Here is a 23,750-nt window from a genome sequence, read left to right as displayed (position 1 = left end):
CCGCGATCAGCGTGTCCGGGTCTCCCAGACCGGGTGCTGTGGCTCGTCGTTGTGCACGACGATGTCGACCTGGTCGGCCGGGCGGACTCGGGCGAAATAGAACTGCTGGGAGGGGATGTAACGCTCCCGCCAGCGCCGTTCGACTTCGGCCCGGGAGGACACCCGGCGCTCCCGGATCACGGCCCGGTCCACGGTCTTCTCGAGCGCGGTCGACACGAAGATGCGCAGGTCCCACCGATCGATCAGTTCCGGGCGCATGAGGAAGACGCCGTCGAAGATCAGCACGGCGTCGGCGGGGGCCGTCGCCACCGGCGGCGACAGCGTGGCATCGACCGTGTGGTCGTAGACCGCGTACCGGAAGCGTCGATTCCCGCCCGGCCCGAGCGGATCGAGCAGAACCCGGTTCAGCGCGTCGTAGTCGTGCGCGTCGAAGTAGCAGCCCTCGGCCGAGTATTCGCCGCGCGGATAGCGCTGCGCACGAGGGAAGAGGAAATCGTCGATCGTCGCGCGGATGACGTCGCGGCCCTGCGTGCGCAGCACCGCGGCCAGCTCGTCGGCGAGCGTGGTCTTGCCGGCGGCGGGCGGTCCGTCGATGGCCACCCGCGTCGGGTGTCCGACGGTGCCGGACCCGACCGCCTCAGCCAGGCGGCCGAGCACCTCGTCGCGGGTGCCTTGGTCCATTTCCAGCCCCGTCCTGGTCGCGAAGGTCGACGTGCCGAGCCTCCCGGAAAGTCAACCACGAAGCCACGACCTGGATCAGCGCTCGAGGAGCGCCCGGGCGCCCTCCGGGTGGGTTTCGCCGCGGGCCGGCGGCAGGGCGGAGAGCCGGTCGAGCTGGGCGGCGGTGAGCTGCACCGCGTCGGCGGCGATGTTTTCCTCCAGGCGGGTCACGCGCTTGGTGCCGGGGATCGGGGCGATGTCGTCGCCCTGGGCCAGCAGCCAGGCGAGCGCCACCTGGGCCGGGGTCACGCCGGCGTCGGCGGCCACCGCGTTGACCTCGTCGGCCAGGCGCAGGTTGTGCTGGAAGTTGTCGCCGGTGAACCGCGGGTTGCCGCGGCGGAAGTCGCCCTCGGCGAACGCCGACTCGTCGCGGATCGTGCCGGTGAAGAGGCCGCGGCCGAGGGGCGAGAACGGGACCAGGCCGATGCCCAGCTCCCGCAGGACCGGCAGGATGCGCTCCTCGATGTTCCGGGTCCACAGCGAGTATTCCGACTGCACGGCGGTCACCGGCTGGACGGCGTTCGCCCGGCGGATCGTCTCCGGGCCGGCCTCGGACAGACCGAAGTGCCGGACCTTGCCCTCGGCGATCAGCGACGCGACCTCGCCCGCGGTCTCCTCGATCGGGGTGCGCGGGTCGACCCGGTGCTGGTAGTAGAGGTCGATGTGGTCGGTGCCGAGGCGCTTGAGCGAGCCCTCCACCGCGGTGCGGATGTTGGCCGGGCGGGAGTCGGCGTTGCGGCCGTCGCCCGGGGAGTGCGAGATCAGGCCGAACTTGGTGGCGAGCACGACCTGATCGCGGCGGCCCTTCAGCGCGCGGCCGACCAGTTCCTCGTTGATGTAGGGCCCGTAGACCTCGGCCGTGTCGATCAGGGTGACGCCCAGGTCGATGGCCCGGTGCAAGGTTCGGATCGACTCGGCGTCATCGGTGCCGGCGCCCGTGTAGCCGTGGGACATGCCCATCGCGCCGAGGCCGATGCGGGCGACGTCGAGGTCACGCAGCTTGATGTGCTTCATGACGTCTATGCAACCGCGCCGGGCGCGGTTTGGGGAGGTTCTGCTGGTACCCCCGGCCGACGGCCGGGGACGGCCCGGTGTGGCGATCGGCTCATCCGCAAACCGGGGAACGGTCACGCTGTGCGTTTGGTCGCGGTTGTCGGCCGTACGCGCGGAAAGCGCGAGGCTCACTGAAAAGAGTGAGCCTCGCGCGGGGTTGTCACTACTCGCTGTCGGCGAGGATCGCGTAGAGCTTGCGCTTGGTCTCGTTGAGCACCTCGAGCGCCTTGTCGCGCTGCTCGGGCGTGCCGTTGAAACCGACCTGCCGGAGGGCGCTCATGATGCCGACCGCCGCGTCGCGGAAGTCCTGCACCTGGTTCATCGTGTCGTCGCCGATCTCGGACCACGGCGGGTTCTGAGCGGCGGTCTCGGCCTCGGGGCGACCGTCCTCGGTGAGGCGGTAGCTCTTGCGGCCGCCCTCGGCCTCGGGGGCGATCAGGCCCTCGTCCTCCAGGAGCTGGAGGGTCGGGTAGATCGAGCCGGGGCTGGGGCGCCAAATGCCGTTGGTGCGGGAGTCGAGCTCCTGGATGATCTCGTAACCGTGCATGGGCCGCTCCAGGAGCAGGGCCAGGACGGCCGAGCGGACGTTGGGCCGGCCGCGGCCGCCGCGTCGCCGCCCGCCACCGCGCTGGCCCCAGGGGCCGCCGCCGAAGTCGGGGCCGGGACCGCCGCCGCCGAACGGGAATCCGGGCGGGAAGCCGAAGCCGCCGCGCATGCGCCGACCGTGACCGTGCATGAAGTCCTCGTGGATGTGTCGCATGACTATCTCCAAGCTGTCGTTGATACGTTGACGATATATCGGAAGTACATCGCGATGCAAGGGTTTCTTGGAGAAAGCCGAGTGGAGGGGTAGCCGTGGGTGTCAACCGGCAACGATCTGGCAATGTGATACCCGTGCTTACGGTGCCGCTTCGCCAGCTCGGGGAGTCCGAGCGCGCGGCGGTCGAGAAGATCCTCGACCGCGACCCCTACGCCGGTGCCCAGATCGCCGAGCGGGTGGCCGCGCACGGGCTGAACTGGTGGCGCTCCGACGGCCGCATCTTCGGATACGGGCCGGGACGCAAGGTCGAGTCGGTGATCTGGTCCGGCGCCCACCTGGTGCCGGTCTGCGCGACACCGCCCGCTGTGGCCGCGTTCGCCGACATGCTCGGCGCCGAGCCCCGCATCTGCTCGTCGATCATCGGACGGTCGGAGGCCGTGCTCGATCTGTGGTCCCGGCTCGGCGGGCACTGGGGACGCGCGCGGGACGTGCGGCCCAACCAGCCACTGCTCGTCGCCGATCAGGACCCGGCGGTCGCACCCGACCCGGCCGTGCGCCTCGTGCGGCCGGCCGAGGTCGACCAGCTGTTCCCGGCCGCGGTCGCGATGTACACCGAAGAGGTCGGCGTCTCACCGCTGATCGACGACGGTGGCCGCGGCTATCGGCGGCGCATCGCCGAACTGGCCAAGGGCAAGCGGGCGTACGCGCGGTTTCACGGCGATCGGGTGATCTTCAAGGCCGAGCTGGCGATCGTCACCCGCCGCACGACCCAGGTGCAGGGCGTCTGGGTCGATCCGGAGTTTCGCGGGCGCGGGCTGGCCGCCGGGTGCATGGCCGCGGTGGTGCACGACGCGCTGCGGCGCGTGGCACCGACCGTCAGCCTCTATGTGAACGATTACAACACGGCGGCCCGCCGGGTCTACGCCAAATGCGGCTTCGTCTCGGCGGGCTCGTTCGCGACAGTGCTCTTCTAGTTTTTCCTCAGTGGACCGTGACCTGCGGTCCGGGGAGCAGCTCGCGCAGCTCCTCGGGCAGGTCGGCGCCCATCTCGTCGGCCAGCCGGAGGGCCTCCTCGATCAACGTCTCGACGATGATCGACTCGGGCACGGTCTTGACGACCTGGCCCTTGACGAAGATCTGGCCCTTGCCGTTGCCCGAGGCGACGCCCAGGTCGGCCTCGCGGGCCTCGCCCGGGCCGTTCACCACGCAGCCCATGACGGCCACCCGCAGCGGCACCGGCAGCCCCTCGAGCCCGGCCGTGACCTGCTCGGCCAGCGTGTACACGTCGACCTGGGCCCGGCCGCAGGACGGGCAGGAGACGATCTCGAGGCCGCGCTCGCGCAGGCCGAGCGACTCGAGGATCGCGTTGCCGACCTTGACCTCCTCGACCGGCGGCGCCGAGAGAGAGACCCGGATCGTGTCGCCGATGCCCTCGGCCAGCAGCGCACCGAACGCGGTCGCCGACTTGATCGTGCCCTGGAACGACGGACCGGCCTCGGTCACGCCGAGGTGCAACGGGTAGTCGCACTGCTCGGCCAGCTGGCGGTACGCCCGGATCATGACCACCGGGTCGTTGTGCTTCACCGAGATCTTGATGTCGCGGAAGCCGTGCTCCTCGAACAGCGAGCACTCCCACAAGGCCGACTCGACGAGCGCCTCGGCGGTGGCCTTGCCGTACTTTTCCAGCAGACGCTTGTCGAGCGAGCCCGCGTTGACCCCGATGCGGATCGGCGTACCCGTCTCGGAGGCCCGCCGGGCGATCTCCTTGACCTGGTCGTCGAACTTGCGGATGTTGCCCGGGTTGACCCGGACCGCCGCGCACCCGGCGTCGATCGCGGCGAACACGTACTTCGGCTGGAAGTGGATGTCGGCGATGACCGGGATCTGGGACTTCTTGGCGATCGCCGGCAGCGCCTCGACATCGTCCTGCGATGGGACGGCCACCCGCACGATCTGGCAGCCCGAGGCGGTCAGCTCGGCGATCTGCTGCAGCGTGGCGTTGACGTCGGCGGTGAGAGTGGTGGTCATCGACTGCACGCTGACCGGTGCGCCACCACCGACCAGCACACCGCCGACGTTGATCTGGCGGCTGTGGCGGCGGGGCGCGAGCGGCGGCGGGGGTACGGCCGGCATTCCGAGGCTGACTGCGGTCACTTCACATCACCTGTCAGAAGAGCTTGATCGGGTTGACGATGTCGGCGGTGACCGTGAGCACGGTGAACGCGCCGCCGATGAGGATCACTGCGTAGGTGAGAGGCATCAGCTTGTAGTAGTCGACCCGGCCGGGGTCCGGCCTTCGCATTCGAGCATAGATCCAGGACCTTGCTCTCTCGTACCAGGCGATCGCAATGTGACCACCGTCCACCGGCAGCAGCGGCAGAAGGTTGAAGATGCCGATGAAGACGTTGAGGGCGATGAACACGCTGAGGAACACCTCGGGAACACCGTGTTGCAGCGCTTCGCCGCCGATGCGGCTGGCACCGACCACGCTGATCGGAGTGTCCGGGTCGCGCTCGCCGCCGGTGATCGAGTGCCAGAGCGCCGGGATGCGCTGCGGCACCCGGCCGATCGCCGAGAAGGTGTTCTTCACCAGGTACCACGCGTAGTCGCCGGTCGCCGGGATCGCGCTCGCCGCGTTGTATTTGATGATCGCCGGGACGGCCGTGTTGTCCCACGCCACCCCGGCCACCGCGACGCTCGACAACGCGCCGTTCGGATTGTCGATCGGCGGGCGCTGGGCGCTCTTCAGGTCGACCTTGACGGTCTGGGAGACGCCGTTGCGCGTGATGGTGAAGTCGGTCAGGCCCGGCTTCTGCGCCCGGATGGCGTTGGTCAGCTGTTCGAAGGTCGACACCGGCGTGGTGCCCACCTGGGTGACCACGTCGCCGTCCTGCAGGCCGGCCGCCTTGGCCGGCGCCGCCACGCCGGAGCCCTGACCGACCGTGCAGTCGGGCACGTTGGTCAGCTGCACGCAGTCGCTGACCCTGATCTGCGCCGACTCCTGGGCCGCGGTCTGCGGGTAGTCGAGGTTTTGCAGGCCGATCGTCATCGCGGCGATCCAGGTGGCGACGATGGCCAGCAGGAAGTGCGTGAACGAGCCGGCGCCCATCACGATCGTGCGTTTCCACACCGGGAACCGCCACATCGCGCGGGGCTCGTCGGCCGGGTCGACATCGTCGTCCTGCGGCGTCATGCCGACGATCTTGCAGAACCCACCGAGCGGGATGGCCTTCAGGCCGTACTCGGTCTCGCCGACGTGGAACGAGAAGATCGTCGGGCCGAAGCCGACGAAGTAGCGGGTCACCTTCATCCCGAACCGCTTGGCGGTGATCATGTGGCCCAGCTCGTGCAGGCTCACCGAGACGAGGATGCAGGCCGCGAAAGCCGCCACACCCACCCAGTACAACACCATCAGGCTCCGATCACGTGTCGGGCCTGGGCACGCGCCCACGCCTCCGCGGCAAGCACGTCGTCGACGGTACCCGGTTCGGCAAAGTCCGGGGCCGCCGCGAGCACCCGCTCCAGGGTGTCGACGATGCCCAGAAAAGGTAGCCGACCGGACACGAAAGCCGCCACGCACTCCTCGTTGGCCGCGTTGTAGATCGCCGGGCGGCAGGCGCCGGTGCGACCCGCCTCCTTGGCCAGCCGGACCGCCGGGAACGCGTCCTCGTCGAGCGGGCGCAGCTCCCAGTTGTGCGCCTCGCGCCAGTCGACGCCCGCCGCGGCCTGCGGCACCCGCTCCGGCCAGGCTAGGGCGAGCGCGATCGGCAGGCGCATGTCGGGCGGGCTGGTCTGGGCGAGCGTCGAACCGTCGGTGAACTCGACCATCGAGTGCAGATAAGACTGGGGGTGCACCATCACCTCGATGTCGTCGTACGGCACCCCGAACAACTCGTGCGCCTCGATCACCTCGAGACCCTTGTTCACCATCGTCGCCGTGTTGATCGTGACGACCGGGCCCATGTCCCACGTCGGGTGCTTGAGCGCATCCTCGACGGTGACGTGGGCCAGTTCCTCGCGGCGCCGGCCGCGGAACGCCCCGCCGCTCGCGGTCAGAATCAGCCGCCGTACCTCCTCGCGGGTGCCGCCTCGCAGGCACTGGGCGAGCGCCGAGTGCTCGGAGTCGACCGGCACGATCTGGCCCGGCTTGGCCGCCCGGCGCACCAGCGGACCGCCCGCGACCAGCGACTCCTTGTTGGCCAGCGCGAGAATGCGGCCGGCCTTGAGCGCGGCGAGCGTCGGCGCGAGGCCCAGACTGCCGACCACCCCGTTGAGAACGACGTCACACGGCACCCGCGCCAGCTCGGCCATCGCGTCGGGGCCGGCCACGATCCGCGGGATCTTGAAGTCGCCGGTGGCGTAGCCGCGCTTCTGCGCCACGCCGTAGAAGGCGAGCTGCAGGTCCTGCACGGTCGACGCGTGGGCCACGCCGACCACATCGACGCCGAGCTCGAGCGCCTGAGCCGCGAGCAGCTCCACGTTGCCGCCGCCGGCACCGAGGGCCACCACCCGGAACCGGTCGGGGTTGCGCTTCACGATGTCGATGGCCTGAGTTCCGATGGATCCGGTCGAGCCGAGCAGAACGAGGTCACGCATGGCGCCCATCTTCCCGCGAAGTGGGTATGGCTAGGCCATGTGGGGGTGGCTGAAGCCGTTGCAGGGCCGTGACGTGGCACTACGGGCCGCTGCCGTGACGTTTTATGGGGGAATCGCCGTGGTACCGATCGCGCTGCTCGCGATCTGGGTGAGCGGCGCTCTGGTCGGCGCCGACCGGGTCCGGCGGCTCACCGGGCACACCATCGCGGCACTGCCGGACGAGATCGGCGCGCCGCGGGCTCTGGGCGCGGTGATCGATGCCGGGCTCCACCTGACGCCGGTCTTCGCGCTGGCCAGCCTGCTGCCGGCCACCTTCTACGGCGAAGGGCTCCGGCGGGCGTTCGTGTCGCTGCGCGACAACCCGGAGTCGTTCGTCGGCTGGCGTGGCCGCCTGCTCTGGCTGCCGCCGTTGGCGGCCGCGCCGGCCCTGCTGCTGGCGATGTTCCTTGCGCTTCCGACAACCAGCGCTTTATGGGTACGCGGCGGCTGGTACTCGGTTCTCGGGGTCGTCCTGTCGTTCCTCGCCGCCTGGCTGCTCCTGACCCCGGTGGTCGTCTGGGTCTACCGGTACGTCGCCCCGGACCGTCCCGCCTGGCCCGCCGCGCTCGCCGTCGGATCGTTCACCGCCGCCAACCTCTCCGGCTTCCTGCACGGCTTCGTGCTGTTCTGCTCGCTCCCGCTCAACCTCGGCGCCCCGTTCGGCGGCTTCACCGGGATCGGCGGAACGGTTGCCGTCGGCCTCTGGCTGTACATGTTCCACGTCATCCTGCTCGCCGGATATGCGGCCACACTCAGCGCAAGCAACTACTTGCGTAACCGCCCGTCCCATTCACCGGCGTAACACCCGGGCAATACTCGCTACGCTTGCTCGCCATGGAGCACGACTACCCCACTCACGCCGACGTGGTGATCATCGGATCCGGCCACAACGGTCTGGTCTCCGCGGTGCTGCTCGCCCGGGCCGGGCTCGACGTCGTCGTGCTCGAGGCCGCCGACGTGCTCGGCGGCGCCACCCGCACCGAGCACCCCTTCGGTCGGGTGCCCGGCCTCGGGCAGTCCACCGGGTCCTACCTTCTCGGCCTGATGCCCCCCGAGCTGCTGCGCACGCTCGACGTCGACATCTCGGTGCTGCGCCGCGACCCGCACTACTTCCTGCCCACACCCGGCCCGGCCGGCTCGCCCTACCTGCTGTTCGGGCGCGACCGCTCGTCGATGCGGGCGCAGATGGAACGCTTCTTCGACCCCCGCGACATCGCCGCCGAGGAAGCCCTGTCGATCGAGATCGGCGCCCTGCGGTCCGACCTCGCGCCGGCCTGGCTCGAAGAACCGGGCACCGTCGAGGAGATCGCGGACCGGCACATCCGGCCCGCTCTGCAAAGCACCTTCATCGATCTCGTACGCGGTTCGGTCGCCGACTACCTGGCCCGCTTCGGGTTCAAGAGCGAGCTGCTGACCAGCATGTACGCGGTGACCGACGGCCTCAGCGGACTCAACGCGGGCCCCGACGACCCGGGCACCGGGCACAACTTCCTCGTGCACAACATGTGCCGGCTGCCGGACGCCGACGGCACCTGGATGATCGCCCGCGGCGGGATGGGCACGGTCTCCGGCACGTTCGCGGCCGCCGCGGCCGCGGCCGGCGCCCGGCTGTTCACCTCGTCACCGGTCTCGGCGGTAACGGTCGACGGCGGAGCCGCCAGCGGGGTCGTGCTGGCCGATGGTCGTGTTCTGCGCGCGTCGGTCGTGCTGGGCAGCTGCGATCCCTACCAGTTGATGTCGCTGGTGCCTTCGGGTGCGCTGCCGGCCGCCCTGACGTCCCGCATGGAGGCGGTGCGGCGGACCGGCACCACGCTGAAGGTCAACCTCGCGCTGCGTGAGCTGCCGCAGTTCTCCTGCCTGCCCTCGGGCGCCCCGTCACCGTACGGCTCCACGATCCACCTGCTGCCGGGCTCGGCCGGGCTGGCCGGGGCCTCCTCGGAGTCGCCGATGGCCGCCCTGCGCGGCATGTGGGAGGACGTCCAGGCCGGTCGGTTACCCGCCGAGCCGACCATCGAGTGGTACGTCCACACCACCGTCGACCCGTCGCTGCAGGACGAGGCCGGACACCACTCGTCGGCGCTGTTCGTGCAGTCCGTGCCGTACTCCCTGACCGGCACGACGTGGACCGACGCGCTGCCCGGCTACGTCTCGCAGCTGCTGTCGATCTGCGACCGCTACGCCCCGGGCACGTCCGACCTGGTCGCCGACATGATGCCGCTGACCCCGCCCGGCATCGAGGAACACTTCGGCATCACCGGCGGCCACATCCACCACGTCGACAACACGGTCGCCTTCAACGAGCGCATGCCGTACTTCACCGGCCTGGACGGCCTCTATGCGGGCTCGGCCGGCGCCCATCCGGCCGGTAGCGTGATCGGCGCCGCGGGCCACAACGCGGCCAAGCGCATCCTCAAGGACCTCGGCCGCTGAGACCTGTCCTAAACCATGATCGCCGGCTTCGGTCCGCACGGCGCACGCGGCACCGCCGGCACGCCCGGTGTCGCCGGCGTGCAGGGCCCGGCCGGATCGAACGGGCCGCAGGGTCCGGTCGGCCCGCAGGGCACGAAGGGTGACCGCGGTCCGCGCGGCGCGGCCGGGTCGGCGTCGTGATCCTCCCACTGAAACTGGCCGCGACGGTGGTGGCCGGGGCCGTCGGCTGCGGCGTCGCCTCCGGTGTGGCCGTCGCCGGTGTCGCCGGAGTCGGTCCCGCCGGGGCGCAGGGTGCCCCGGGCGCTGCCGGTGCTCCCGGAGCCCCCGGAGCGGACTCCACGGTGGCCGGCGCGGTGGGTGAAGCCGGCGCCAAGGGGCTGACCGGCGACGCCGGGCCGACGGGCGCCGACTACCACGCGTCGTGGTCGATCGTCGACGCCTCGGATCTCGACTCCAACTTCATCTCGTGTGCCGTCGCACCCTTGACGTGCATCCCCGGCGTCGAGTCCTTCTGGGGCGGGACGCTCGTCGTGCGCAACACCGGCACCCGGACGCAGCGGGTCCGGTTCTCCCTGGAGATGTACTACAAGCCGAACGGCACGGTCGGCTGCACGGTCGACATCGACCAGGATCTGGCCGACAAGAAGATCGCGGACGGGGACGACAGCGAGATCCCCGGCCAGGACACATCGGCGCCGATCTACGTGAAGCCGGGCCGCACCGACCGCATCTTCGTGTCCGACGACTCCGGCGGCTGCCTCTCGGCGGACGAGAACCTGCACTGGACGCCGCGGATCAAACCACCCCGAAGTTAGTTCAGCCACTCACGCAGGTCGCCCGGGCGGGGTGAGCGTTCCGGGCGCGCCAGCGCCCTGCTCGCCCCGGCCGGGCCCTCGGCGTGAGCGACGGTCCGCACCCCGCAGCGAGCTACGACCCGGTCTTGTCGGCCCTGATCTTGTGGCCGACGCTGGTCAGGCATTTGCCGGTGGGGAGGTCGAACTTCCAGCCGTGGAGCTGGCAGGTCAGTACGTTGCCGTCGACGATGCCGAAGCGGCTGAGGTCGGCCTTGAGGTGGGGGCAGCGGCGCTGCACCGTCCAGTCGCCGAGTTGGGTGTCCTCGGCTTCGACGGCGCGTTCGTGCTCGTCGTACCAGCCCTCGGCGTACTGCAGCCGCTCCTCGGAGAGGCACTTGAAGAAGGCGTAGACGAACTCGTTGTATTGGCCGATGCGGGCGGCCGAGAAGCGGCAGGACAGGAACAGCGAGTTGACCCAGTCGCCCTCGTCGATGTGGATCAGGTGCTCGATCAGGGCGCGGCCGGTCTTGAAGCGGTAGCGGACCTTCTCGTCGGCGTAGGGGCGGACCTGCTTGCCGGGGAAGTCGACGACGATCGACTCGACGACCTCGCCGTCGGGGCCGTCACTGTCGGTGAGGTCGAAGCGGACCGGGCCGCCGACCCCGTTGGCCATGTAGATCGACTCTTCGAGGAGCGGCTCGATGCGCTTCTTGAGCTCGCCGAGCACGTCGATCTCGGGGTGCCGCCAGGACGCCTTCTCGGCCGCGATGATCGGGGCCTTGCGGTCGCGCATCTCCTCGAGGTGCTGCTTTTTGTTTTTGAAGTACTCGTCGACGTCCGTCGGGTGTTCGGTCGTCGCCGCTTTTTCCGACAATTCGGTCACCGAGCCGGGCAGCAGGACGATGCCGTTGGTGCCGCCGACCTTGGCGTACTCGGACAGGAAGACCGACTGGTCGGGGAAGATGTTGCCCTCGTCGCCGAAAATGTCGTTGAACTGCCACAACGTGTCGTCGAGGAAGCACGGCGGGCCGGCGATCGGGAAGACGTGGTCGGCCTTCAGGTCGTCGATGTAGCGCCACGTGCGGTCGAACTGGCGGTCGCGCTTCTGCTTGCCGAAGGCCGTCTTGGCACCCTCGGGCAGCTCATAGACCATCGGGTACCAAATGGCGCCGGAGAACTGCAGCATGTGCGCGTGCACGTGGCCCAGCTCGGCGAAGGTGGTCAGGTCGGTCGGTCGGGCGTCGTTCTGGTTGAGCACGCGGACGCCGTCGTGCTCGACCCAGAGTGAGCTGTCGCCGATCGGCCCGTCGGTCGGGCTGGTCAGCGCCTGGATCATGATTTTGAGCCCGCCGTCGAGCTCGTGCACCTGGTTGGAGACGGTCTTGAAGAACTTCGTGAAGCCCAGCTCACGCAACTCGTCCTCGAGCTGACTCGTCGGGTATTCCGGCAGGAGGACTGTCGCCTTCTTGCTGATGAACTGCTTCAGGTGCTGGGCGTCGAAGTGGTCCCGGTGCAGGTGGGAGACGTAGAGGTAGTCGACGTCGCCGAGGGTCTCCCAGTCGAGCTGCGAGTTGTCGGGGAACGGGAACCATGAGGCGAAATAGGCCGGGTTGACCCACGGGTCGCACAGAATGCTGCCGGCGGACGTGTCGATCCGCATGCTCGCGTGGCCGGTGCCCGTGATCCGCACAGTGGGTCCCTTCTCGTTCGTCGTTCGACGGCCTCGAAGGTACCCGGTCCGGGTCCTCCTGATGAATTTCGGGTTGTGGCAGGCCCCGGTCCGCGCCCGGAGCCGACGTGCGAGACTGAAGACCTACGTGATCGCCTTCGAGGAAGGACAAAAGGCGTGTCTGCTGAATCGGACCCGGTCTACGCCCCCGACCAGCTCAAGCCGGGCAATCGCAAGATGGCCCGCATCGGCGCGCTCGGCACGGCCGTCGTCATGCTGCTGTTCTTCTGGGGCAACCACGAAGGCAACACGGAAAACGTGTTCCTGGTGCTCTTCGCACTCGCGCTGGTCGGCGCCGTGATCGCCGATGTGGTGCTCCGCCGCAACGGCCTCAAGGCCAACGACCAGTAAGCCAGGCCCCAACGAGAAAGGCCCGCCGATCGGCGGGCCTTTCTCGTCTGCTTCGCCTAGCGGTGCCGCATGAGGATGTCTTTCACCTCACGCAGGGCGGCATCCACCTCGGCCTCGAAATAACCCCCCGGGACAAGACCGAACTGCAGCATGTCCAGCTCATTTTCCGGTACGGGCATGGGGCCCCGCCCGGTCATGGCCTGGAGGATGCCCTCGAACAGCCGATCCACCTGCATCGGGTCGTAACCGCTGCCGAACCGCCGCGGCTGGAACGTGCGCCGCAACTGGTCGACCCGGTGCAGCTCGCCGCCCGGCTCACCCATCAGCGGAGGCATCTGCGGCTGCGGCGGGCCGTAGCCGCCGGCGCCGCTCATCGGCGCCTCGCTCATCGGCGCGTTGGGGGGTCCACCCATCGGCGGACCGCCGTAGCCGCCGCGCATGTCCTCGCGGGGCATGCGGATTTCGGCGGTCATGTCGGTTTTACCGTGGCGGCCGGCCTCGAACCCGTCGAAGCCACCCGTGTTTTCGAAGCCACCCGTGTTCTCGAAGCCACCGGTGTTCTCGAAACCGCCGGTGTTGTCGTAGCCCTGGTCGTAGCCACCGCCCGGCGGCAGACCACGCTGCGGCATCTGCTGCTGCGGTTGCGGGGGCTGCTGGCCGTACGGCGGGGGCTCCTCGTAGCGGCCGTACGGGTCCTGCTGCTGCATCGGCTGGCGCTGAGGCATCTGCGGGGGCATCCGGTCGTCGCGCATCGGGGCGGGGAGCCGCTCGGTCGGCGGAGCCATCCGGCCACCCGGGCCGGGACCCATGCCGGGGCCCGGGCCGCCGGGACCCATGCCGGGGCCAGGACCCATGCCCGGACCGGGACCCATGCCGGGGCCGGGGCCCATGCCCTGCGGGTCCATCGCGCGGCTGCCCATGCCCGGGCCGGGCCCGAGGACGTTGCCGCTGTTTTCCATGCCACGGTTGCCCATGACGTTGCCGGTGTTCTCCATGCCGCGGCTGCCCATGCCGGCGCCGGCGATGCTGCCGGTGGTCAGGCCACCGCGCATCGAGTCGCGCATCGGGTCGTTGCCGCCGCGCCGGTCCTCGAACTCGGCCAGCTGGCGCTCCACCCGGTCGAGGTGCAGGTCGACCTGCCACTCGTCGTAGCCGCCGAAGCGCACGCGGAAGACGACGTCGTGCACCTCCTGGGCGCCGACCGGCGGGCCGACCGACTCGCCCGACAAGGTGGCCTCCACGCGGTCGAGGAAGCTGTCGACCTCGTCGACCTTGTAGCCGCGCCGAAGCGCACGCCGGCGGAAACGCTGCCCCTGACTACTCACAACGTCTCCCACTTTCCTCGCTGGGTCGTCCGCCCAGTCACTGTGCCACCTCCGCGATGGTGGCGGCGCCCCCAGCGCCCGCCTCCGTGACCTCGCTCGCGGCCAGCTGGCCGCACGCTCCGTCGATCTCCCGGCCCCGGGTGTCGCGGACCGTGGTCGCCACGCCCGCCTCACGCAGGCGCCGGACGAACTCCCGCTCCACCGGTTTCGGGCTCGCATCCCACTTACTACCCGGGGTCGGGTTGAGTGGGATCAGATTCACATGCGCCAGCTTGCCGCGTAGCAGCCGACCGAGTAGGTCGGCACGCCAGGGCTGATCGTTTACGTCCCTGATCAGGGCGTATTCGATGCTGATCCGCCGCCCGGTCTGCGCCGCGTAGTCGAACGCGGCATCGAGCACCTCGGCCACCTTCCAACGCTGGTTGACAGGCACTAGCTCATCGCGCAGATCATCATCGGGGGCGTGCAGGGACAGCGCAAGAGTCACGGACAGCTCTTCGGCGATCAATCGACGCATTGCGGGCACCAGGCCCACGGTCGAGACCGTGATGTGCCGTTGTGAAAGGCCGAGGCCCTCCGGAGCCGGTGCGATGAGCCGCCGGACGGCCTCGATCACCCGCGGATAGTTCGCGAGCGGCTCACCCATGCCCATGAAGACGACCCGGGACAGCCGCGGCGGCGAGCCGGTGACCGCACCCGAGGCGGCCACGCCGGCCAGATAGACCACCTGATCGACGATCTCGGCGATCGACAGGTTTCGAGTCAGGCCCTGCTGACCCGTCGCGCAGAACGGACAGGCCATGCCGCATCCGGCCTGACTGGAGACGCAGGCCGTCACTCGATCGGGGTAGCCCATCAGCACGCTCTCGACCAGCGCACCGTCGTGCAGCCGCCACAGGGTCTTGCGGGTCGCGCCGTCGTCGCAGGCCAGTTCGGTGACCGGGGTGAGCAGCGTCGGAAGCAGATCGCCGGCGAGCCGGGCCCGAGTCGCGGCCGGCAGATCGGTCATCGCCTCGGCGTCACGCACGAGACGGCCGAAGTAGTGGGTCGAGATCTGCTTGGCCCGGAACGCGGGCTCGCCGAGCGTGGTCACGGCCTCCTTGCGGGCGGCCAGGTCGAGGTCGGCGAGGTGGCGCGGGGGCATCGTAGGCCGGCGGCGGGTTTTAACTGCGTCGGGCTGGTCGGGGCTGGTCGGGATGACCGGAAGAATCGTCATGGCTTATCCAGTCTCCCACGCTCACCCGATCGGTCACGCATGGCTAGTTGGCCGCGATCAGGGCGAATAGGAGATAAGCCGTGGGCACCGCGAACAGGATCGAGTCGAGCCGGTCCATCACCCCGCCGTGCCCGGGGAGGAGGTTGCTCATGTCCTTGACCCCGAGGTCGCGCTTGAGCATCGACTCGGCGAGGTCGCCGATCACGGCCACGACCGAGAGCACGGCGCCGAACAGCAGACCCCAGTAGGCCGGGATGTCGAGGATGAAGTAGAGCAGCAGGGCGCTGCCGATCGCGGCGGCCGAGATCGAACCGGCGAAGCCCTCCCAGGTCTTGCCCGGGCTGATGCTGGGCGCCATCTTGTGCTTGCCCAGGAAGACCCCGGCCGCGTAACCGCCGGTGTCGGAAAGCACAACCGCGAAGAGCGTGCAGAGCACCCGCCAGGTGCCTGTGAACTCGTCGGAGTCGGACAGCACCAGTAGGACGCCGAAGCTGAGCAGGAACGGTACGTAGACCGCGGTCAGCACGCTGGCGGTGAAGTCACGCCGGAAGGCGGCCGCGCCGTCGGCGATCCGCCAGATCACCGAGGCGAGCACGGTGACCGCCAGACCGAGCAGCAGCGCGTCCGGGCCCTCGAACCAGGCCAGGCCGATCATCAGCAAGGTGCCGGCGAGCAGCGGGATCAGCGGGGCGTCGGCGCCGCTCTTCTTGAGGGCCTGAACCATCTCCCAGACCCCGACGCCGGCCGCGACGGCGATCACCGCCAGGAACGCCGGATGGTAGATGAGCAGCGAGGCGAGGACGACCAGCACGAGGCTGACCCCGACCGCGATGGCGGCAGGCAGGTTGCGGCCGGCACGGCTGCCCTTGGGCTTCCCGGACGCCCGGCGCTTGCCCTTGCTCTTGGCCCTGCCCTTGGGTTTGGCTTCGGCATCGGCCTCACCGGCCGGTCGGGCGGCCGGAACCGCCGCCTCGTCCGCGTGCCAGGCCGGGGCGGCGTCGGCGCCAGGCGCGCCGTACCCGTACGGGGCCGGCACGCCCGTGTCGTCGCCGGACTGTCCGGCACGCGGATCGAGGTAGGACATCAGACCTCGAGCAACTCGGTTTCCTTGTGCTTGACGAGCTCGTCGACGATCGACACGTACTTGTGGGTCGTGTCGTCGAGCTCCTTCTCCGCGCGGCGGCCCTCGTCCTCGCCGGTCCCGCCGTCCTTGACGAGCTTGTCGATCTGCTCCTTGGCCTTGCGGCGGATGTTGCGGATGGCCACCCGGCCCTCCTCCGCCTTGGTGCGCGCCACCTTGATCATGTCGCGGCGACGCTCCTCGGTCATCTGCGGCAGGTGGATGCGGAGCTGGGTGCCCTCGTTGTTGGGGTTGACCCCGAGGTCCGAGTCGCGGATCGCGCGCTCGATCGGGCCGAGCTGGGAGGCGTCGTAGGGCTTCACGATCACCATGCGCGGCTCGGGGACGCCGACCGAGGCCATCTGCGTCACCGGTGTGGGCGCGCCGTAGTAGTCGACCAGGATCTTGGAGAACATCGCCGGGGTCGCGCGACCGGTGCGGATCGCGGCGAACTCCTCCTTGGCGTGCTCGACCGCGCTCTCCATCTTTTCTTCGGCCTCGAAGAGGGTTTCGTCGATCACCGGCTCTTCTCGCCTCCTTGGCTCTCTATGTACTACGGGGACGGATAAGTCTTCAGTCCGCTCAAGGGCGGCGGGCGGGGCGGTTGGATGGAGCTCAGGCGGTGATCAAGGTACCGATCTTCTCGCCGCTGACCGCGCGGACGATGGTGTCGTCACCCTCGGCACCGAAGACGAGCATCGGAAGATTGTTTTCCTCGCAGAGGCTGAACGCGGCCTGGTCGGCCACCTTCAGGCCCCGCTGCAGCAGCTCCTGGAACGTGGCCCGCTCCAGCTTCTGCGCGTTCGGGTCGACCCGCGGGTCGGCGGTGTAGACGCCGTCGACACCGTTCTTGCTCATCAGCACGATGTCGGCGTGGATCTCCAGCGCGCGCTGGGCGGTCACCGTGTCGGTGGAGAAGTAGGGCATGCCGGCGCCGGCTCCGAAGATCACGGCGCGCCCCTTCTCGAGGTGGCGGATCGCGCGGAGCGGGATGTAGGGCTCGGCTACCTGGGCCATCGTGATCGCGGTCTGCACCCGCGTCTCGATGCCCTCCTTCTCGAGGAAGTCCTGCAGGGCCAGGCAGTTCATCACGGTGCCGAGCATGCCCATGTAGTCGGCGCGGTTGCGGTCCATGCCGCGCTTCTGCAGCTCGGCGCCGCGGAAGAAGTTGCCGCCGCCGACGACGACCGCGACCTGGATGCCACGGCGGATGACGGTGGCGATCTGATGGGCCAGCGACTGCACGACGTCGGGGTCGACACCGACGGCGCCGCCGCCGAACACCTCGCCGGAAAGCTTCAGTACGACTCGGCGCGGCCGCCGCGACGCGGGAGCCGGATCGTCGATCGCCACTGCCTGCTCGGTCACCATCGTCATGCGGGCCGCCTTTCCCTTCGCGCTCTGCAGAGAGACCTTATGTGACGGGGAGGCCGGACGCAGAATCGCGCTCCCGACCTCCCCGTGCCACCAAAGCTGTCGCCTTTACTCCTGGCCGACCTCGAACCGGACGAACCGGGTGATCTCCAGCCCGGCGTCCGCGGCCACCTGCTTGACGGTCTTCTTGTTGTCGATGACCGACGACTGCTCGAGGAGCACGAAGTCCTTGAAGAAGGAGTTCACGCGACCCTCGATGATCTTGGGCAGAGCCTTCTCGGGCTTGCCCTCCTCCTTGGCGGTCTCCTCAGCGATGCGGCGCTCCGACTCGACGACCTCGGACGGAACCTCGTCACGGTTCAGGTACTTCGGGCGCATCGCGGCGACCTGCATGCCGATGCCGCGGGCGTCGTCGTCGGCCGCCTCGTCCGACTTGCCGGAGTACTGCACCAGGACGCCGACCTGCGGCGGCAGGTCCTGCGCCTTGCGGTGCAGATAGACCGCGACGTTGCCGTCGACGATCACGAAGCGGTTGAGAACGATCTTCTCGCCGATCCGGGCGCTGTATTCCTGGATCGTGTCCGCGACCGTCTTGCCGTCGGGCAGGGTCGCGGCCGACAGGGCGGCGGCGTCGGCGAGGTTGTTCTGCGCACCGAACTCGACCAGCCGCTGGCCCAGCGCGACGAAGTCGGGGGTCTTGGCGACGAAGTCGGTCTCGCAGTTGAGCTCGAGCAGCGCGTTGCCGAAGTGGCTCACGATGCCGTTGGCCGCGGTACGGCCGGCCCGCTTGCCGACGTCCTTCGCGCCCTTGATGCGGAGGAACTCGACGGCCTTGTCGAAGTCGCCGTCGGCCTCGTCGAGGGCCTTCTTGCAGTCCATCATGCCGGCACCGGTCAGATCGCGGAGCTTCTTGACGTCCGCGGCGGTGTAGTTAGCCATGACTCTCTCTCGATGTCAGTTCAGGATCCGGCCGCCGCCCGAAGATCGCGCGGCGGCCGGACACACCCAGTGGACTTACTCGGCGGTGACGGCCTCGGCCGGGACAGCCTCAGCCGGGACAGCCTCGACCGGAGCGGCCTCGGCCGGCGCAGCCTCAACCGGAGCAGCCTCAACCGGAGCGGCCTCGGCCGGCGCAGCCTCAACAGCGGCCGGGGCGGTCGCGGCAGCCGCCGGAGCGGCCTCGGTCTCGTCGGCCTTCTTCTCGGCGCCCTCGTAGAGGTCGCGCTCCCACTCGGGCAGCGGCTCGCCGGCGGCGACGGTGCCCGGCTCGGGCTTCGCGTCGACGTCACCGCGGTTGCGGCCGGAACGGGCGATGAGACCGTCGGCGACGGCCGCGGCCACAACCCGGGTCAGCAGCTCGGCCGAGCGGATCGCGTCGTCGTTGCCCGGGATCGGGAAGTCGACCTCGTCCGGGTCGCAGTTGGTGTCGAGCACCGCGATCACCGGGATGCCCAGCTTGCGGGCCTCGTCGACGGCGATGTGCTCCTTCTTGGTGTCGACGACCCAGATCGCCGACGGCACCTTCGTCATGTCCCGCAGACCGCCGAGGGTCTTGGTGAGCTTGATCTTCTCGCGGGAGAGCTGGAGGGTCTCCTTCTTGGTGTACCCGGCGGCGGTGCCGCTCAGGTCGCCCAGAGCCTCGAGCTCCTTCATCCGCTGCAGCCGCTTGTAAACGGTCTGGAAGTTGGTGAGCATGCCACCCAGCCAGCGGTGGTTGACGTACGGCTGACCGACGCGGGTGGCCTGCTCGGCGATCGCTTCCTGCGCCTGCTTCTTGGTGCCGACGAAGAGGATGTGACCACCCTCGGCGACGGTGTCCCGCACGTACGCGTAGGCCTTCTCGATGTACTCGAGGGTCTGGCGCAGGTCGATGATGTAGATGCCGTTACGCTCGGTGAAGATGAAGCGCTTCATCTTCGGGTTCCAGCGCCGGGTCTGGTGCCCGAAGTGGACACCGCTTTCCAGCAGCTGACGCATGGTCACGACGGCCATGGTGATGTGCTCCTATGGATCCCTGGTTGTCACGCCCACCGGCGGTAGGCGTCCTGGTGCCCGGTCGCCGGCCGCAGTCGGACCCGAAATGATCGAGACCAGGGAGGGCCGTCGCTGCCGACCTCATGAAGGGTCTGAACCTCATGAGAGAACCGGCAGAGGGCACGCGAGGTCGGCCGCACGAGGCGGTCGCCGAAAACCAGCATACGCCAGGCCGCGATTCGGCCCGCCGCGCCCTCGACCGCGCGTACGGCGTACGGCGTACGGTTATAAGGGTTTTGTCGGTTTTGAGGCGGAGCCTAAGCGACCGCCAAGCCGGCGGCGACCAGCAGGAGCAGACCGGCCGGCAGATAGGCGACCGGAGGCCGCAACCAGGCCTCGCGGTTGAGCGGGCGATTTCCAGCGACCGCGAACAACCCGATGCCGGTCAGCGCGAAACCCAGCGTGAGCAGCACCGACGGCACGATGTTGCGGGCCGACGGGGTGCCGGTGAAAGTCGCCTGAAGAAGCAGCCGGACGACCGGGATCGTCAGCACGACCATGCCGGCCGCGACGACGAACGACGACGCGGTCCGCCGGGTCTGGTAGACGCTGTCCCCCGGGCGAGGCTGGGCGGTGACCGGCGGGACCAGGCTGGTCGGCTCGGCGACCGGCGTGCGCCGCCGCTCCGTGGCGCCCGTCGGGCGGACGGTCGGGTACTCCGGCCCCCGCACCGGGACGCGACCGCCCGACTCGTAGGCCTCGGACGGCAGCGCGTGACTGCCGGTCGTGCTCAGCGGATCGGTCAAGGGGTAGGACGGACGCTGTTCGGGGAGGCGGAAGGCGCCGCTCGGGCGCTCGTGAACGCCGGAGTCATAGGCGGCGCTCCCACTTCCAGTCGTGCCACCGACGGCATGTGAGCCGGAAACATCGGAGTCGGCCGAACGGGCGTACTGACTACCGGTGTACCAACTCGGCTCGGAGTCGTCGGCGTAACGGTGTCCATCCACGATCTCGCACCGTAGGTGACCGCGGACTCGCTGGCTACCGCTGGGGGCATAACACACCAGAAGGGTTACCAGGCGAGTTTCCACAATTGCGCTCCGTGGATATCCACAGGCTGTCCTATGGATCTCCGGGATCCGGCACGGTTGGGCGCCATGACGACGGAAAGACAGGCGGTCGGGGCGTACGGCGAGCGGGTCGCCGCACGCCACCTGCAAGATCAAGGGCTGGTCGTGCTCGACCGCAACTGGCGATGCCCCGACGGCGAACTCGACCTGGTGCTGCGCGATGGCGACGACGTGGTCTTCTGCGAAGTCAAAACCCGGCGGGGCGACGGCTTCGGGCCGCCGGCGGCGGCGGTCACGGCCAATAAGGTACGCCGTTTGCGCCGGTTGGCCGGTCTCTGGCTGGACCAGACCGGCGTACGCCCGCACGCGATGCGCTTCGACGTGGTCGAGGTGCTGCCGCAGCGCCGGGGCGGTCCGCAGGTGCAGCACATCCGCGGGGCGTTCTGATGAGTTACGCCCGTGTCTTCTGCGTCGGGTTGATCGGGGTCGCCGGTCACGTCGTCGAGGTGGAGGCCGACCTGTCGGCCGGCCTGCCCGCGGTGCTGCTCACCGGGCTGCCCGACACCGCCCTGCACGAGGCCCGCGATCGCGTGCGGGCGGCGGTGGTCAACTCCGGGGAGACCTGGCCCAACCGGCGGATGACGGTCAACCTGCTACCGGCCGCCCTGCCCAAACACGGCAGCTCGTTCGATCTGGCCATCGCCACGGCCATGCTGGCCAGCGCGGGCGAGCTGCCGCTGGCCGCGCTCGACGGGGTGGTCCTGCTCGGCGAGCTGGGGCTGGACGGCACGGTCCGCCCGGTCCGGGGCGTGCTGCCGATGGTCGCCGCAGCCGCTCAGGCCGGACTGACCCGGGTGATTGTCCCCCTCGGCAACGCCGGCGAGGCCACCATCGTCCCCGGACTGACCGTACGAGCCGTCGACTCGCTCCGCGGCCTGATCAACTTCGTGCGCGGCACCGCTCCGCTGCTCGATCCCCCGCCGCTCGGGTCACCACCCGCCGAGACCGGACCCGACCTGGCCGACGTCGCCGGGCAGGAGCTCGGCCGGTACGGGCTCGAGGTCGCGGCGGCCGGCGGCCATCACCTGGCGCTCTTCGGGCCGCCCGGCTCGGGCAAGACAATGCTGGCTGAGCGCCTCCCGTCGATCCTCCCCGAGCTGGACGACGCGGCCGCGCTCGAAGTCACCGCGCTGCACTCGATCGCCGGCGTCCTGCCGTCCTCCGGCCGGCTGATCCGCCGCCCACCCTTCCAGGCACCACACCACACCGCCAGCTCGGCCGCCCTGGTCGGCGGCGGCTCCGGGCTGGCCCAGCCGGGCGCATTGTCGCTGGCCCACCGCGGAGTCCTGTTCCTCGACGAGGCGCCGGAGATCGCCCGGGCCAGCCTGCAGGCTCTGCGGCAGCCCTTGGAGAGCGGCCGGATCGTGCTGGCGCGCGCCCGCGGCACCACCGAGTTCCCGGCCCAGGTGCAACTCGTGATCGCCGCCAATCCGTGCCCGTGCGCGTCCTCGGCCGGCGACCAATACTGCACGTGCGCGCCGACCGCCCGGCGCCGCTACATGTCAAGGCTCTCCGGCCCTCTGCTCGACCGCATCGACATCCGCGTCACGCTGCGGCCCCTCACCGCGGCTCAGCTGATCACCGCGGCGGAGCCGGCCATCCCATCGGCCGAGGTGGCAAAGCGGGTGGCACAAGCCCGGGAGGCCGCGGTCGCGCGCTGGAAACGGGTCAATGCGGCGGTGCCCGGCCCGGACCTCCGGCGCGAGCCGTGGCGCCTGCCCGCCACCGACACTGCGGGGCTGCACGCGTCCGTCGACCGGGGCGTCCTGTCCGCACGAGGTTTTGATCGCGTTCTGCGCCTGGCGTGGACGATCAGCGATCTCGACGGACGCGAACGCCCCGGCCGCGGCGAGGTCGACGAGGCTCTGCAACTGCGGATGGGAGAGTCCCGTGACGCCGGGAGATGATGCCGACCGGGCCGCGCGAGTGGCGCTGACGACGGTGACCGAGCCGGGCAACCGGACGGTGTGGGCGATGGTCCAGGAGGCGGGCGCCCCGGCGACCCTCGAACGACTGCTGCACGGCGGCGCCCCGACGGCAGCGTTACGCACGGCGGTCCAGACCCGGTTCGCCGGTGCCGACCCCCGCACGATGGCCGGAGAAACGCTGCTCCGGGCCGAGCGGCTGGGCGCCCGGATCGTGGTGCCGGCCGACGACGAATGGCCGTCCCGGGTCGACGAACTGTCGGCGCTCGAGCTGGACGCGGCCGGGACGATCAACCAGCACGTGCGGCCGCCGCTCTGCTTCTGGGCCCGCGGCGCCGGCCGCCTCGACGAGTGGCTGGGGCGTTCGGTCGCGATCGTCGGCGCTCGCGCGGCCACCGACTACGGCCGGCATGTGGCGACCGAACTCGCCTACGGCGTGGCCGCCGCCGGGTGGACGGTCGTCTCGGGCGGTGCCTTCGGCATCGACGCCGCCTCTCATCTGGGCGCGCTGGCCGCCGAGGGGCGGACGGTCGCGGTGCTGGCCTGCGGGGTCGATCGCCCCTACCCGGCCGGCAACGCGGCGATGTTCGAGCGGATCGCCGAATCGGGCCTCCTGATCAGCGAGTGGCCGCCCGGCTCCGAGCCACAGAGACATCGCTTTCTCATCCGCAACCGGGTGATCGCGGCGGCCACGGCGGGAACAGTCCTGGTCGAGGCGGCGGCCCGCAGCGGGGCCAGCCAGACGATGAACCGGGTGCTCGCGCTCAACCGGCCGGCCATGGTGGTGCCGGGGCCGGTCACTTCGGCCATGTCGGTCGGATGCCACGAACTGCTGCGCAACCACCCGGACGCGATGCTGGTCACCGAGGCCGCGCACGTGCTTGAAGGGGTCGGGCGGATCGGCGAGTACTGGGCCGAGCCGGTCCGCGGCCCGGCCCAGCGGCGGGACGACCTGGACGAGGAATCGGCGCTGGTGCTTGAGGCGGTGCCGCGCAAGGGGACGATCGCGCCGGAGGAGCTGGCGGTCCGGGCCGGGCTGGCCGTCCGCACGGTGCTGCGACGGTTGTCTCTGCTCGAGCTGGCGGGGTTGGTCGAGCGGCGCGAGGGCGGGGTGGCGCTCGTGAAATAGCTCTGATTCCGGCGGACGCCGTTTAGCGACGCAATTTTAGCTAGCGTTTGGGCACTGGTTCGCGGTTCGGATTCTCACCTACCCG

At 69.9% G+C, this 23,750-nt stretch carries 24 protein-coding genes; 9 read left to right on the top strand and 15 right to left on the bottom strand.

The window, feature by feature from the left end; genetic code table 11:
• Positions 1-6 precede the first annotated feature (6 nt).
• From ACIA5C_RS15225 to ACIA5C_RS15215, 3 genes are all read right to left on the bottom strand, one after another.
• Positions 7-681 carry a cytidylate kinase family protein gene (locus ACIA5C_RS15225; RefSeq protein ID WP_396054767.1) on the bottom strand — a complete coding sequence of 225 codons (675 nt, stop codon included), beginning with the start codon at positions 679-681 and terminating at the stop codon, positions 7-9.
• Between the two features lie 75 nt (positions 682-756).
• A complete protein-coding gene (locus ACIA5C_RS15220) occupies positions 757-1,734 on the bottom strand; it encodes an aldo/keto reductase (protein ID WP_396054765.1) in 978 nt (325 codons plus the stop codon).
• A 202-nt stretch (positions 1,735-1,936) separates the two neighbouring features.
• Complete coding sequence (locus ACIA5C_RS15215) at positions 1,937-2,533, bottom strand: PadR family transcriptional regulator (protein WP_396054763.1); 597 nt, start codon at positions 2,531-2,533, stop codon at positions 1,937-1,939.
• A gap of 134 nt (positions 2,534-2,667) precedes the next feature.
• Here ACIA5C_RS15215 and ACIA5C_RS15210 point away from each other — a divergent pair, with 134 nt between their 5' ends.
• Entirely contained in the window at positions 2,668-3,507 is an 840-nt protein-coding gene (locus tag ACIA5C_RS15210) for a GNAT family N-acetyltransferase (RefSeq protein WP_396054761.1), read from the top strand.
• A 7-nt stretch (positions 3,508-3,514) separates the two neighbouring features.
• Here the strand turns inward: ACIA5C_RS15210 and ispG are convergent, their stop codons facing one another.
• Genes ispG through dxr form a run of 3 tightly spaced genes read right to left on the bottom strand, consistent with a single transcriptional unit; the run spans position 3,515 to position 7,138 of the window.
• Positions 3,515-4,687, bottom strand: a complete 1,173-nt coding sequence (ispG, locus tag ACIA5C_RS15205) for a flavodoxin-dependent (E)-4-hydroxy-3-methylbut-2-enyl-diphosphate synthase (protein ID WP_396054759.1) — start codon at positions 4,685-4,687, stop codon at positions 3,515-3,517.
• A gap of 13 nt (positions 4,688-4,700) precedes the next feature.
• Entirely contained in the window at positions 4,701-5,942 is a 1,242-nt protein-coding gene (locus tag ACIA5C_RS15200; RefSeq protein ID WP_396055609.1) for a M50 family metallopeptidase, read from the bottom strand.
• A gap of 2 nt (positions 5,943-5,944) precedes the next feature.
• Positions 5,945-7,138, bottom strand: coding sequence for a 1-deoxy-D-xylulose-5-phosphate reductoisomerase (gene dxr / locus ACIA5C_RS15195; protein ID WP_396054757.1), 1,194 nt, complete (start codon positions 7,136-7,138; stop codon positions 5,945-5,947).
• Between the two features lie 28 nt (positions 7,139-7,166).
• Here dxr and ACIA5C_RS15190 point away from each other — a divergent pair, with 28 nt between their 5' ends.
• The 4 genes from ACIA5C_RS15190 to ACIA5C_RS15175 are packed head-to-tail and all read left to right on the top strand — an operon-like array spanning position 7,167 to position 10,413.
• Entirely contained in the window at positions 7,167-7,970 is an 804-nt protein-coding gene (locus tag ACIA5C_RS15190; RefSeq protein WP_396054755.1) for a YhjD/YihY/BrkB family envelope integrity protein, read from the top strand.
• A 32-nt stretch (positions 7,971-8,002) separates the two neighbouring features.
• Positions 8,003-9,598, top strand: coding sequence for a phytoene desaturase family protein (locus ACIA5C_RS15185; protein ID WP_396054753.1), 1,596 nt, complete (start codon positions 8,003-8,005; stop codon positions 9,596-9,598).
• Between the two features lie 15 nt (positions 9,599-9,613).
• On the top strand, positions 9,614-9,778 hold the full coding sequence (locus tag ACIA5C_RS15180) for a hypothetical protein (RefSeq protein WP_396054751.1): 165 nt from the start codon (positions 9,614-9,616) through the stop codon (positions 9,776-9,778).
• Complete coding sequence (locus tag ACIA5C_RS15175; RefSeq protein WP_396054749.1) at positions 9,775-10,413, top strand: hypothetical protein; 639 nt, start codon at positions 9,775-9,777, stop codon at positions 10,411-10,413. The genes ACIA5C_RS15180 and ACIA5C_RS15175 overlap by 4 nt, the downstream gene beginning before the upstream one ends.
• A gap of 112 nt (positions 10,414-10,525) precedes the next feature.
• Here the strand turns inward: ACIA5C_RS15175 and ACIA5C_RS15170 are convergent, their stop codons facing one another.
• A complete protein-coding gene (locus ACIA5C_RS15170) occupies positions 10,526-12,082 on the bottom strand; it encodes a Rieske 2Fe-2S domain-containing protein (RefSeq protein ID WP_396054747.1) in 1,557 nt (518 codons plus the stop codon).
• A 156-nt stretch (positions 12,083-12,238) separates the two neighbouring features.
• Here ACIA5C_RS15170 and ACIA5C_RS15165 point away from each other — a divergent pair, with 156 nt between their 5' ends.
• Positions 12,239-12,472, top strand: coding sequence for a DUF2631 domain-containing protein (locus ACIA5C_RS15165; RefSeq protein ID WP_396054745.1), 234 nt, complete (start codon positions 12,239-12,241; stop codon positions 12,470-12,472).
• Between the two features lie 56 nt (positions 12,473-12,528).
• Here ACIA5C_RS15165 and ACIA5C_RS15160 read toward each other — a convergent pair whose 3' ends face one another.
• The 8 genes from ACIA5C_RS15160 to ACIA5C_RS15125 form a co-directional block, all read right to left on the bottom strand.
• On the bottom strand, positions 12,529-13,797 hold the full coding sequence (locus ACIA5C_RS15160; RefSeq protein ID WP_396054743.1) for a DivIVA domain-containing protein: 1,269 nt from the start codon (positions 13,795-13,797) through the stop codon (positions 12,529-12,531).
• Between the two features lie 37 nt (positions 13,798-13,834).
• Complete coding sequence (gene rlmN / locus ACIA5C_RS15155; RefSeq protein WP_396054741.1) at positions 13,835-15,013, bottom strand: 23S rRNA (adenine(2503)-C(2))-methyltransferase RlmN; 1,179 nt, start codon at positions 15,011-15,013, stop codon at positions 13,835-13,837.
• Between the two features lie 43 nt (positions 15,014-15,056).
• Positions 15,057-16,097, bottom strand: coding sequence for a phosphatidate cytidylyltransferase (locus ACIA5C_RS15150; RefSeq protein ID WP_396054739.1), 1,041 nt, complete (start codon positions 16,095-16,097; stop codon positions 15,057-15,059).
• Positions 16,097-16,654: a ribosome recycling factor gene (gene frr, locus ACIA5C_RS15145; RefSeq protein ID WP_396054737.1), complete on the bottom strand. Its 558-nt coding sequence runs from the start codon at positions 16,652-16,654 to the stop codon at positions 16,097-16,099. The genes ACIA5C_RS15150 and frr overlap by 1 nt, the downstream gene beginning before the upstream one ends.
• A 94-nt stretch (positions 16,655-16,748) precedes the next feature.
• The gene (pyrH, locus tag ACIA5C_RS15140; protein WP_396054735.1) at positions 16,749-17,510 is read right to left on the bottom strand and encodes a UMP kinase; all 762 of its coding nucleotides are present in this window, start codon (positions 17,508-17,510) and stop codon (positions 16,749-16,751) included.
• A gap of 105 nt (positions 17,511-17,615) precedes the next feature.
• A complete protein-coding gene (gene tsf / locus ACIA5C_RS15135) occupies positions 17,616-18,446 on the bottom strand; it encodes a translation elongation factor Ts (RefSeq protein WP_396054732.1) in 831 nt (276 codons plus the stop codon).
• A gap of 75 nt (positions 18,447-18,521) precedes the next feature.
• Positions 18,522-19,499 (bottom strand): 30S ribosomal protein S2, encoded by a 978-nt coding sequence (rpsB, locus tag ACIA5C_RS15130; RefSeq protein ID WP_396054729.1) that lies wholly within the window; start codon positions 19,497-19,499, stop codon positions 18,522-18,524.
• 299 nt (positions 19,500-19,798) lie between these two features.
• Entirely contained in the window at positions 19,799-20,488 is a 690-nt protein-coding gene (locus ACIA5C_RS15125) for a hypothetical protein (RefSeq protein ID WP_396054727.1), read from the bottom strand.
• A 150-nt stretch (positions 20,489-20,638) separates the two neighbouring features.
• Between ACIA5C_RS15125 and ACIA5C_RS15120 the strand changes: the two genes are divergently transcribed.
• The 3 genes from ACIA5C_RS15120 to dprA are packed head-to-tail and all read left to right on the top strand — an operon-like array spanning position 20,639 to position 23,665.
• Positions 20,639-20,998, top strand: a complete 360-nt coding sequence (locus tag ACIA5C_RS15120) for a YraN family protein (protein WP_396054725.1) — start codon at positions 20,639-20,641, stop codon at positions 20,996-20,998.
• Positions 20,998-22,518, top strand: coding sequence for a YifB family Mg chelatase-like AAA ATPase (locus ACIA5C_RS15115; RefSeq protein WP_396054723.1), 1,521 nt, complete (start codon positions 20,998-21,000; stop codon positions 22,516-22,518). Before ACIA5C_RS15120 ends, ACIA5C_RS15115 begins: the two co-directional genes overlap by 1 nt.
• Positions 22,502-23,665 (top strand): DNA-processing protein DprA, encoded by a 1,164-nt coding sequence (gene dprA, locus ACIA5C_RS15110; RefSeq protein ID WP_396054721.1) that lies wholly within the window; start codon positions 22,502-22,504, stop codon positions 23,663-23,665. The genes ACIA5C_RS15115 and dprA overlap by 17 nt, the downstream gene beginning before the upstream one ends.
• Positions 23,666-23,750 lie beyond the last annotated feature (85 nt).

The sequence above is a fragment of the Actinoplanes sp. NPDC051343 genome (assembly GCF_044455125.1).
Lineage (GTDB): Bacteria > Actinomycetota > Actinomycetes > Mycobacteriales > Micromonosporaceae > Actinoplanes.
The sequence above is the reverse complement of the archived record's forward strand: the minus strand, read 5'-3'. Positions and strand labels throughout refer to the sequence as shown.